This is a genomic window from uncultured Thiodictyon sp., from assembly GCF_903828115.1.
In the GTDB taxonomy this organism is placed as follows: Bacteria; Pseudomonadota; Gammaproteobacteria; order Chromatiales; family Chromatiaceae; genus Thiodictyon.
The window spans coordinates 1-11422 of sequence record NZ_CAIKKU010000725.1; the positions used below are offsets into that span (position 1 = coordinate 1).

The following is an 11422-nucleotide window of genomic DNA, read 5'->3' on the forward strand; positions in this document are numbered from 1 at the left end:
AAATTGCATCGCTTCTCCGATTACGATTACGACAACGACAACGACAACGACAACGATTGTGTTTGTGTTTGACTTGTTTTTTGACGCGTTACCCAGCAACCGGCATACTCAAAACCAATGAACATCGAGCGCCTATTGCAGCGGATTCGTCTGGGTGAGGACTCCACCCTGGAGTTGAAACAGGTCAGGCTGCGTGCCGACAACAAGGCGATCGAGCCCCATGCCGATGGCCTCTCCGATGAACTGGCCGCCCTGGGCAATGCGCATGGCGGCACCCTGGTCCTCGGGGTCGATGACAGGACCAAAGAAGTCAGCGGCATCCCGCTGGAGCATCTGGACGGGGTCGAGGCCTGGCTGACGGCCATCTGCACCGACCGCATCAGGCCGCCGCTGGAGGTCGTCACCCATCACCTGGAACTGCCCGGCCCCGCCGGGCAGCCGCGGGCGGTGATCGTCGCCGAGGTGCCGCGCAGCCTCTGGGTACACGAGAGCGCCAACGGCTATTTCCGCCGCGTCGGCCATGCCAAGCGCAAACTCACCCCGGATGTATTGGCGCGATTGTTCCAACAACGCAGCCAGGCACGCCTGATCCGTTTCGAGGAGCAGGAGGTGCCGGCGATCGACTTTAAGGACCTCGATCCGTTGTTGGTCAATCGTTTCATGATCGACGGCCAAGGGGACGCCGCGCTCCAGCTTCAGCGATTGCACCTGGTGAAGGAGTCCGACGAGGGGCCGCGCCCCACCGTCGCCGGCGTGCTGCTCTGCACCCTGGACCCGCAGCGCCGGCTGCGCAATGCCGAGATTATCGCGGTCGCCCATGCCGGCCTCGTCAACGACCCCAATGAGCAGGTGGACGCCCAGGAGATCCAGGGGCCGCTCGACCGGCAAATCTGGGACGCGATCCACTTCGTGCGCCGCAACATGCGCACCCCCGCCCGCAAGCCGCTGGGCCGCATCGACTATCCTCAATATGACCTGGCCGCGGTCTTCGAGGCCATCGTCAACGCCGTCGCCCACCGCGACTACTCGCGCCACGCCCAGCGCATCCGGCTCTTCCTGTTCGCCGACCGGCTGGAGCTCTACACCCCGGGCGCGCTGCCCAACTCCATGACCATCGCCTCCATGAGCGCCATCTCGGCCCCCAGGAACGAGGTGATCGCCAGCCTGTTCGCCCGCTATTACCCGGTGGAGGAGCCCCTGTTCGGCAAGAACCAGTTGATGGACCGGCGCGGCTCCGGCGTGCGCATGATCCTGGAGCGTAGCGAGGCGCTGTCCGGCCGGCGGCCGGTGTACGAGAACCTGGAGGATATGGAATTGCTGTTGACCATCTATGCCGCGGCGGGGCCGACGGACCCCATGGCGGGCGGTGACCAGTCCCGATGAAGCACCAGCCGATCCGCCTCCTGCACCTGTCCGATATCCACTTCCGCGCCGATACCGCCTGGGACCGCGAGCCGGTCGTGCGGCACCTGGCCGGGTTCATCGCCAGCGAGGTCGCGGGCGGACTGGTGCCGGACCTGGTGGTCATCACCGGAGACTTGGCCTTTTCCGGTAAGGCTGAGGAGTACCTGTTGGCGCGGCAATGGCTGGAGGAGGCGCTCTGGCCGGCGCTGAGCCCAGACCCGGCGGGCGCCCTGCCGCTCGACCGGCTCCTGCTGGTCCCGGGCAATCATGACGTGGATCGGGCCGCGGTTGGCCCCACCGCTCGGGCGGTCCAAACCGCCCTCTTGGATGAATGCGACCAGGACCGGATTGCCGAGATCCTGGGCGACCCGGCCGAGCGCGAGGTGCTGCTCAAACGCCATGCCGCCTATCTCGCGTTTTATGCCGGATGGCTCAGCCCGCGTTCACGCCAGCCCCAGCCCCTGCCCTGGTGGCAACGCACCATCCAGATCCGCGGCCAACGCCTGCACATTGCGGGGCTGGATTCCGCCTGGATGGCCAGTCGCGACAAGGAGCGCGGCGACCTGCTGCTCGGGCGCTACCAGGTCCATCAGACAGTCCTGCACAAGGATGCCGAGGACGCGGATTGGCGCATCGCCCTCCTGCACCACCCCTGGGATTACCTGGACGAGCGCGACTGTGCGCCGGCGCGCCAGGCCGTCCACCTGCACCGGGACCTGCTGCTGCGCGGCCACCAGCACGGGACCGATGCCTACCAGGTCGTCCCGGCCGATCCCAGGCGTGCCTGCCTGGAACTGGCCGCCGGCTGCGTCTACGACGGCAGCCCCTTCCACAACGCCTTTCAATGGGTGGAACTCTACGCGGCCCCCAGGCAGGTGCAGGTCCGGTTCCGCGCCTGGATCAAAGGCGCCTGGGATATCGACCGCAACCAGCCGGGATGCGACCGCGGGCAACCCGATGGTTCGGCCGGGGCGGCGAGGTTCGACCTCGGGCTGGTCCATCCGGCCCCCGTCGACCCCCGCAAGTACCTGGAAGACCTCTGGGCCGACACCGCCCACATCGAGATCCGCGGCCTCGTCACCGGCGGGGCCCGGGCCCACCGCTTTCCCATTGAGGACCTCTACATCGCCCTTCAGGCGACCGGCGCCGCGGCCCCGGTGCCGACCGACGGCGGGGACCCGGCTGACCGCCAGGGCCCCCGCCTGGGCGGCCGCGCCGAGCAGCCCCTGTGCGCGGCCCTCGTCAATCCGCGGCTCGTCATCGTCGGCGATCCCGGCTGCGGCAAGACCACCTTCCTGCGCTGGGTCGCCCACTGTCTGGCGGCGGAGCGGCTCGGCCGCGCGCCCGGCGCCGCCGCCCGGCACCTGGGCCTGCCCAGGGCGCAGGTCCCGCTGCTGGTCCCGATCGCCGACTGGCTCGACTTTATCGGCCAGGCCCGGGCGCGCGGCCAGGGTCCGGCGCTTGCCATCTGCGCCGACTGGCTGCCGGACTACCTGGGCGCCCGCGCCGGGCTCGCCAACCAGGGGCTCGCCGTGGACGCCTTCCGCCGCCTGCTCACCGCGGGTGAGGCCCTGATCCTGCTCGACGGACTCGACGAGGCCCCCGACACGCTCCAGCGCCAACAGGCGGCGGCCCTGATCGAACGCCTGGCCCTGGCCTACCAGGGCTGTCCCCTGGTCGTCACCAGCCGCCCCGCCGCCTACCGCGACGGCGCCGTCCTGGCCGGCTTTGCCCACACCACCATCGAGGCCCTGGACGGTGCCGCCATCGACGGCTTTCTCGCGCGCTGGAGCCGCGCCCTCTTCGCCGACCGCCCCGAACGCGCCCGCGCCCATCATCGGGAACTGGCCGCGGCACTCGCCTCGCGCCCCGAGATCCGCCGACTCGCCCGCAACACCGTCATGCTGACCGCGCTCGCCGTCGTGCACTGGAACGACAAGCGCCTGCCCGAGCAGCGGGCCGAACTCTATGAATCCATCCTGCGCTGGCTGAGCGAGGCCCGCGAGGGCCAGCGCCCCGGGCGGGCGAAGCCCCAGCGCTGCCGCCAACTCCTGGCCGACCTGGCGCTCGCCATGCTGGCCGACGCCAAGGGCCGGCAGGTCCAGGTCAGCCGCCGCTGGGCGGCCGAGCGCCTGGCCCACCGCTTTGCCCCCGGCCGCGACGGCGACCCCAAGGCGATCGAGCGCGCCGACGCCTTCCTCGCCGAGGAGGAGATCGACAGCGGCATCATCGTGCGCCGCGGCCACCAACTGCGCTTCTGGCACCTGACCTTCCAGGAATACCTGGCCGCCCAGGCCCTGGGCGGGCGGGACGCCGAGCGGACCCAACTGCTGCTGGCCGCCGCCGGCGACGCCGCCCCGGCCATCTATCGCCCGGAATGGCGCGAGACGGTCCTGCTGCTCGGCGGGGTGCTCTACCTGCAGGGGGTCGACCGGGTCGACGGCCTGGTCAGCGGCGTCATCGAGGCCCTGGGCGAGCGGCCGACCCGCGCCGGGCAGGCGCGCGCCGCCGGGCTCCTGGGTGCGCTGGTGCGCGACCTCGCCCCCTTCGCCTACCGCCCGGCCGATCCGCGCTATACGGAGATCCTGGACGCCGCGCTCGCCGTCTTCGATCCCCTCCAGGCCCCCGCCATCCCGCTTGCCGACCGCCTCGCCGCCGCCGAGGCCCTGGCGCAGGTGGGCGACCCGCGGCTGGGCTGGGCGCACCCCGAGCGGTGGGTGGAGTTGCCCGGCGGGCGCTTCCCGATGGGCGCGCAGCAGCAGGACCAGCAGGCCCCAGGCTATGACCCCGAGGCTTATGACGACGAGGCCCCGGTCCATGAGGTCCAGGTCAGCGCCTTCGCCATGGGCCGCTTCCCGGTAACCGTCGCCGAGTTCGCCGAGTTCCTCCAGGACGAGGACCACGCCGACCCGCGCTGGTGGCAGTCCGGCGGGGCGGACCGGCCCATGGCACCGGACGACTGGGAGGACCAGCAGTCCCACCCCAGCCGCCCGGTGGTCAAGCTCTCCTGGCACCAGTCGATGGCCTACTGCGCCTGGTTGACGGACCGGCAGGGGCGGCCACAGGGGGCCCAGGGCAGCATCCTGTTGCCGCCGGGGCGCGTGGTGCGCCTGCCGACCGAGGCCGAGTGGGAATATGCCGCCCGCGGCGCGGCGGGCCGTCGCTACCCCTGGGGCGACGAGGCGCCCGACGCGCAGCGTGCCAACTTCGACGACACCAAGGTCGGGACCCCGAGTCCCGTGGGGGTCTTTACCGGCGACGCCACGCCGGAGGGCTTGCTGGATATGGCCGGCAATGTGCTGGAGTGGTGCCTCAATGCCTACCGCGAGGGGTTCTACGCCCAGTGTCAGGGCCAAGGGTTGATGGCCGATCCGGTGGCCCAAGGCGACGTCGGGTCGTCGCGCGTGCTGCGCGGCGGTGCCTTCTACCACGAGGCCGGGTACCTGCGCTCCTCGTACCGGTACAGGCACGGGCCCAGGAACTGGAACCAGAACTTCGGGTTCCGCTGCGTCCTGGCCGCGCCCCGCCAGCCTTGACCCATTGACCCTTTGACCCTTTCTTCTCAACGGACCGCGCAGCGGTCCGTTTGCGATTGACAACAACATGAAAGCTCCCTGTGGGAGCGGCCTCTGGCCGCGACGCGGCGCCGCGGCGAACTCCGACACCGCCTTTCCGTGCCGCCCGTCGCGGCTGAAGCCGCTCCCACAGCGTCGCTGCGCGACCTTCGCCGTAAGGCCTCGACCCCCTGGGTGATCCCGCCCGCACTGGAGGTCGAGGCTTCAGCCGGACGCGGGCCGCGCAGGCGCATTTTAGGAACTGGACCCGTGAAGCTGGAGCCTCGCGGAGCGGGTGACGAAGGGGGGTTCTCTGCTGCTGAACTAAGTATACTGTCCTCGGAACTCCTGTCCTTGGAACTCCCGGGCCCGGAAACTCCCCGCGTTTTGCACCTTTGGCAGATTACCCGGCACTCATGATCCGTTCCCTCGAATTTGATGGCTACAGAGGCTTTCCCAGTCGTCGCCAATACGACCGCAGCCAGCCATTCCAGAGGCTGGACCTCGCACCGTTGACACTCCTGATCGGGCGCAACAATGCGGGCAAGACAAGCGTCGCTACATTGCTGCACCAGGTGCTGGGCGGCCTGGCCGGCATCAGCAAAGAGGCACTACCCCTGACCGTCGGCGGCAGCCCCGTGGCCGAGTGCTTTCAGGATTTGCTTCCCGCACGGGATTTTAGTGCATTTCTGGAACTCGCGGTGTCGCTCGAGGCCGCGAGCGGTCCGCACCGGTTAGAGACCATCCTCTACCTCGACAGCCTGCTGGACGATGACCCGCGCCCCTGGGCGCGCAGCATTCGCTGGGATGGGGCGGATTGCCCCTGTCCTGCCGGCCCGCTTGGGCGTTTCCCGATTCCTGACGTAGCCGAGCAGGCAGCAGTGCGCGACGGGGCGAGACAGATACTGGACGCCAGTGTGTGGCTCGGTCCCTTGCGCGAACGGGTGCCTGAAATACCATCCCGGCATGGGCACAATCCCCAGACTCCCCCGATCGGATCGGCGGGCGAAGGTGTGATAGAACTCCTGGCCGAGGATGAAGCGGTCTTTGGTGAGGTTTCGGTTTGGCTTGCCGCACACGCCGGCCTGTCCCTGCGTTGGGAGAAGAACCTCGACCTCTGGCGCTTGCAGACAACGCGCGGCGCCGCCCGCAGTGTTCCGATCACCCAGGTGGGCACCGGCGTGCATCAGTTGCTTCCGGTGCTGACACTCGCCAAGTGGCGGTCTCGCAATGCCTGCCCCACGCCGTTTATCGATGTTGTTCAGCAGCCCGAGTTGCATCTGCACGATGCACTGCATCCGATGCTCGGCGACCTCTTTCTGGACGTCGCCCGCGCCGGCGCCGGGACCACTGTCGTGGAAACCCATGCCGAGGGCTTGCTGTTGCGGGTACGTCGGCGCATTGCCGAGGGTATGATTCCACCTGAGCTGGTAGCCCTCTACTACATCGATGACGCACCGGACGGCAGCACGCTCCGTCGTATCCACATCCTTGAGACGGGCGAGGTCGATTACTGGCCGCCAGGTGTCTTCCTCGAGTCTTACGAGGAGGTCAAGGCACTGCGGCGCGCCCAACGACTCAAGGGACATTGATGCGGTTTGCGATCGAAATGCCGGAGGGGGAGGATACGGTTGCGGTCTGGAACGACCTGACGGCGCTGCCATTCCTGGATCGGCTGATCTTCCGCGCGGACGAGGCCGCACACGTCGTCGTGCTCCGGGACGCGGACCTGCTCGATAACAGTGAGTGGTTCAAGAATGCTCGGCAGACCACGCAAGACCTCCTCTTGGAGCTAAGCGAGTTAGCCCGTGCATCCGCATGGGACACCGAGCGACCAGACCGAACGCTCTGGCGGGTTTCAACGTCCGCCGAGGCCGAACGGGCGCTGCGCGTCGCCAACTCGCCGCTCAAGGTGCTTTGAGAACTGTCTTCGAGATGGGGCGTTGCTCGAAGTGGCAGTGCGCCTCCTCGCCGATGGACCGATTCGACAGTTGTGGCTCAATCCGCCTGTGCCACCGGTCATTGAGGTGATCCACTCTGGGGGTACGGGGGATATGCCGAGATTCATGGAGCAAGAAGCAGCGAGAACCCGAGACGCTGATCTCCCGTTGCGATTGATTGTGGTCGTGGACTCGGACCGGACGGGCCCCGGACAGCCACCCTCTCAGGATGCCACCGAGATCGAGCGGAAGGCATCTCAGTGTAAGGCCATGCCATTCATACTTGGAAAGCATGAGGCGGAGAACTACATACCCGATTTCCACTGGCGGGCGGAGCTGGCACGAGAACCATACATTCCGAAATTGGCCAAAGCCATGAACGACATCCTATCCATGTCGGCAGTTGATCGCGACTACTGTGATATGGATACCTTGAAGTGCAAGAAGGTCAGGAAAGACTACGAACAGAAGCGTCCGCATCACCTGGAAGTCTTGCTTAAGCGCGTTCGCCAAGAGTCCGCGCCGGCAGCGCTCAGCGCCATGGCCGCCGATTTGCGTGCCCGGGACCACTCGGGTGATCTGAAGGCCATCCTCGACTTGATCGACCAAGAGCGCTAACACCATGACTCAACTGAGCACGGATGACGGTCCGGAAATCAATCCGAGTGTTATCTTCCTGTTCGACCTCCTGAAATGGGTCCGGCAAGGGCGCATCCGGGTGCCAGCCTTCCAGCGTTCTTATGTATGGACGCGAGCGAACATGCTGGACCTCTTCGATTCCGTGCGCTGGCGCTATCCGATCGGCACACTTCTGTTTTGGAAGTCTTCCAAGGAGACCGCGAGACCGCTTTTCCGCTTCGGGCCCTTCGACCTTTCGCAGACCCGACCGCTGGAAACGCTGTTGCTGTTGGACGGCCAGCAACGGCTCACGACCCTGGCGGGCGTACTACTGCGGGACTCCGGACTTCCCAACTGGTCCGGTGACGATGAAGACGCGGCGCGCTGGAACGTCTATTTTGATGCCAGTGGCGGCCAGACGGACGAGAAGAGGCGAGAGGATAAGAATCGCGAGGGGGTGTTCATGCACCTCGCCTCCGGTGCTACGGCCCAGCCCTGGCAGGTTCCGCTCCATCAGTTAAGCGATACCAATAAGCTTTTTGAGACCATTGCCCCAATTTTCAACGCTGCACCGGAAACCCTCGCGGCGGCCGGAGTCGGCAAAGAGGTCTTGGTCAACCGGCTTCAGGGGGTTGCGAGGGCCTTGCAGTCCTACAAGATCCCCATCGTGGAGTTCGTGACCGACGACCTGAATCTGGCGGTCGAGAGCTTCACCCGCTTGAATCGAAAAGGGGTCGCCATCGGCGCCGACGAGATGTTCTGGGCCCTCACTTATCAGGCTGGGGCTCAGAGGGGGTTCCGTATCGCAAGCGAGATCGACAGCACCCTGACCGAGATCAAGCAGACCGGGTTCGGTAAGGTCAACCGCGTCCTGGTCCTGCGGGCCTTCCTGGTTGCTGCGGACCTTGACCCGTATCGCACGGACTGGAGCAAGCTCGGGGACGAGACGCAGAAAAGCGTGGCCAACAAGCTGCCGGAGGCCATGCGCCGGGCGCGGGAAGGGCTGCTGCGCGGGATCGATCTGCTGCGAGAGGAGCACATCCATAACGCCCGTATGCTGCCCTATGGGCTGCAATTGGTGGGTCTGAGCGCCTGGCTCGGGGAGGACCCGAGTCCGACCGTTGAGGCCAAGCGCCTGCTCCGGCGCTGGCTCTGGCTCACCGGGTTTGCGAGTTGGTTCGGTCAGGGTAATCCATCCCGCTATGCCGCCGTCCTTGCCGAACTGCGTGACCGCGCCCGAGCGGTGCGTGAGCAAGAGGCCGCGGTACCGTCCGAACTGCGGCATCTCCCTTGGGACACCCGGGCGGAGCCCTTTCCGGAACGCTATGACCTTCGTAGCGCTCGGGTACGAACCCTATTATGCCTGTTGGCTCGCGAGGGGGTCTTCAATCCGGACGGCACGCGCAAAGACGCGCGGGCGATCGCCGACGATTTCGCGCGCAACGGTCCTGAGGCCATGCGCACCATCTGGGCTTCGTCGCAATCGCCGCTGAGGTCCAGTCCTGCCAATCGAATGTTTGATGTTTTTGGACAGGAACGGGGTCAGGCGCGCACCCTTTTCGGGCGTACCAAGTTGGCCGATCCGCAGGCGTTTTTTGAATCGCACCTGCTGCCCTATCCCCTGGATAATGCCCTTAAGAAGTCCGACAGCATGGAGGATGTGCTGAAGAAGCGTTTGGAAGACATGATCGGCCTGGAGCGGGAATTCATGTCCGAATTGGGGATTCAACCGCCGGCGTCCACCCAACCGGGGGCAAGCATCATCGACCAAGACGACGACGCGCCTCTGCCAATGCCGGATACCGATGAGGCGTAAATCAGTGCACCACCTCGCGTGGTGTTCAGCGCACCAGTGTTTTCAACGGAGCCTACCGATGTCCGCATTATTCGACCCCTTCACACTCAAGGGCGTGACCCTGCGCAACCGCATCGCCGTGCCGCCGATGTGTCAGTACATGGCGGTCGAGGGGCTGATCAACGAGTGGCACCGGGTCCACCTGGCGGGGCTCGCGCGCGGCGGTGCCGGGCTGGTCATCACGGAGGCGACGGCGGTGTCCCCGGAGGGCCGGATCACCCCGGGGTGCGCCGGGATCTGGAACGACACGCTGGCGCAGGCCTTCGCACCCGTGGTCGCGTCGATCAAGGCGGCGGGCGCGGTGCCGGGCATCCAGATCGCCCACGCCGGGCGCAAGGCGAGCGCGAACCGGCCCTGGGAGGGTGACGACCATCTCGCCGCAGGGGACCCGCGCGGCTGGCCGACCATCGCCCCCTCGGCGATCGCCTTCGGCGCCAATCTGCCCAAGGTCCCGCGGGCGATGACGCTCGCAGACATCGCCCGCGTCCGCGAGGACTTCGTGGCGGCGGCCCGGCGGGCGCTCGAGGTCGGCTATGAATGGCTGGAACTGCACTTTGCCCATGGCTATCTCGGTCAGAGCTTTTTCTCCACCCACTCCAATCGGCGCGACGATGCCTATGGCGGCAACTTCGAGAACCGCTGCCGCTTCCTGCTGGAGACGCTGGCCGCGGTGCGGCAGGTGTGGCCCGAGCACCTGCCGCTGACGGCGCGCTTCGGCGTCATCGAATATGACGGGCGCGATGAGGAGACGCTGGCCGACGCCATCGAGCTGGCGAGAGGGTTCAAGGCTGAAGGGCTGGATCTGCTGAGCGTCAGTGTCGGCTTCTCGACGCCGACCGCCAACATCCCCTGGGCGCCAGCCTTCCTGGCGCCGATTGCGCAGCGCGTGCGCCTGGAGGCGGGGCTGCCGGTGGCGTCGGCGTGGGGGATCGATACGCCGGAACTGGCCGAAGGCGTGGTCCGCGATGGCCATCTGGATCTCGTGATGGTGGGCCGGGCGCACCTGGCCGATCCGCATTGGCCCTATTATGCCGCCCGCACCCTCGGCATCGATCGCCCGGCCTGGGTACTGCCGGCACCCTATGCACATTGGCTGGAGCGCTATCGCGTCAACTGATCAGTGAACCGTTCCTTACCCCGGAGTAGCCCCATGTTACTGCAACCAAAACCCAGCCTGACCTTCGACGACTGGCTGGCGAACGAGCGCGCGGCGATCGAGGGGCGCAGCGAGTATATCGACGGCGAGGTCTTCGCCATGACCGGGGCGCGGGAACAGCACAACCTGATCGTGACCAATCTGATCGGCGAGTTGCACCCGCAGATGAAGGGCCGTCCCTGCCGCATCTATGCCAATGACATGAAGGTCCGCATCCGCGCCGCCAATGCCGGTACCTATCCGGATCTGGTCGCGCTGTGTGGCGAGCACGAGTTCCTCGACGAGCGGCGTGACCTGCTGCTCAACCCGTCCCTGATCGTCGAAGTCCTGTCCAACTCCACCGAGGCCTATGACCGCGGGGGCAAGTTTGCGATCTATCGCCGGATTCCAAGCCTCACGGAGTATCTGCTGGTCTCCCAGTACCGGGTCGCGGTGGAACTCTTCAGCCGGGGGGCGGACGACCGCTGGACCCTCAGTGAGTTCACTGCCCTCGATGCAACCGTGACGCTGGCCAGCGTCGGCTGCACCCTGACCCTGGCGGAGATTTATGACAAGGTGGACCTGGAGCCCGTCTGAGCCTCAGGCTACGGCGCCCGTAGGAACGGTTCATTAATAAGCTAAGCAAGTTCATTAGGGAATGCTTGCCGCGTCGTTGTCGTTGTCGTTGTCGTAATCGAGGCTATCGTAGCGCCCCGGATTCTCTCGCACCCCAAAGGGCATCGCTTCTCCGATTACGATTACGATTACGACAACGATTACGACAACGACAACGACAACGACAACGATTGTGTTTAGCCGCAGTTCAGGGCTCGATCTCTATGACGACCAACAGCACCATCGCAACCGAAGACGTGGCACCCGGTGCGGACGCCGTCCCGGAACTCGAACTCGCGGA

At 66.4% G+C, this 11422-nt stretch carries 8 protein-coding genes; all 8 read left to right on the top strand.

Going from position 1 to position 11422, the window contains the following annotated elements; all coding sequences use genetic code 11:
- Window positions 1-117: 117 nt before the first annotated feature.
- Window positions 118-1383, top strand: a complete 1266-nt coding sequence (locus QZY48_RS27055; RefSeq protein ID WP_295436671.1) for an ATP-binding protein — start codon at window positions 118-120, stop codon at window positions 1381-1383.
- On the top strand, window positions 1380-4940 hold the full coding sequence (locus QZY48_RS27060) for an SUMF1/EgtB/PvdO family nonheme iron enzyme (RefSeq protein WP_295436672.1): 3561 nt from the start codon (window positions 1380-1382) through the stop codon (window positions 4938-4940). The genes QZY48_RS27055 and QZY48_RS27060 overlap by 4 nt, the downstream gene beginning before the upstream one ends.
- A gap of 434 nt (window positions 4941-5374) precedes the next feature.
- On the top strand, window positions 5375-6550 hold the full coding sequence (locus tag QZY48_RS27065; protein ID WP_295436673.1) for a hypothetical protein: 1176 nt from the start codon (window positions 5375-5377) through the stop codon (window positions 6548-6550).
- Window positions 6550-6879 (top strand): hypothetical protein, encoded by a 330-nt coding sequence (locus QZY48_RS27070; RefSeq protein WP_295436674.1) that lies wholly within the window; start codon window positions 6550-6552, stop codon window positions 6877-6879. The genes QZY48_RS27065 and QZY48_RS27070 overlap by 1 nt, the downstream gene beginning before the upstream one ends.
- A 289-nt stretch (window positions 6880-7168) precedes the next feature.
- The gene (locus QZY48_RS27075) at window positions 7169-7516 is read left to right on the top strand and encodes a hypothetical protein (protein WP_295436675.1); all 348 of its coding nucleotides are present in this window, start codon (window positions 7169-7171) and stop codon (window positions 7514-7516) included.
- A gap of 4 nt (window positions 7517-7520) precedes the next feature.
- A complete protein-coding gene (locus QZY48_RS27080; protein WP_295436676.1) occupies window positions 7521-9332 on the top strand; it encodes a DUF262 domain-containing protein in 1812 nt (603 codons plus the stop codon).
- A gap of 58 nt (window positions 9333-9390) precedes the next feature.
- Window positions 9391-10488, top strand: a complete 1098-nt coding sequence (locus QZY48_RS27085; protein WP_295436677.1) for an NADH:flavin oxidoreductase/NADH oxidase — start codon at window positions 9391-9393, stop codon at window positions 10486-10488.
- A 33-nt stretch (window positions 10489-10521) separates the two neighbouring features.
- The gene (locus QZY48_RS27090) at window positions 10522-11103 is read left to right on the top strand and encodes a Uma2 family endonuclease (RefSeq protein WP_295436678.1); all 582 of its coding nucleotides are present in this window, start codon (window positions 10522-10524) and stop codon (window positions 11101-11103) included.
- Window positions 11104-11422: the final 319 nt, after the last annotated feature.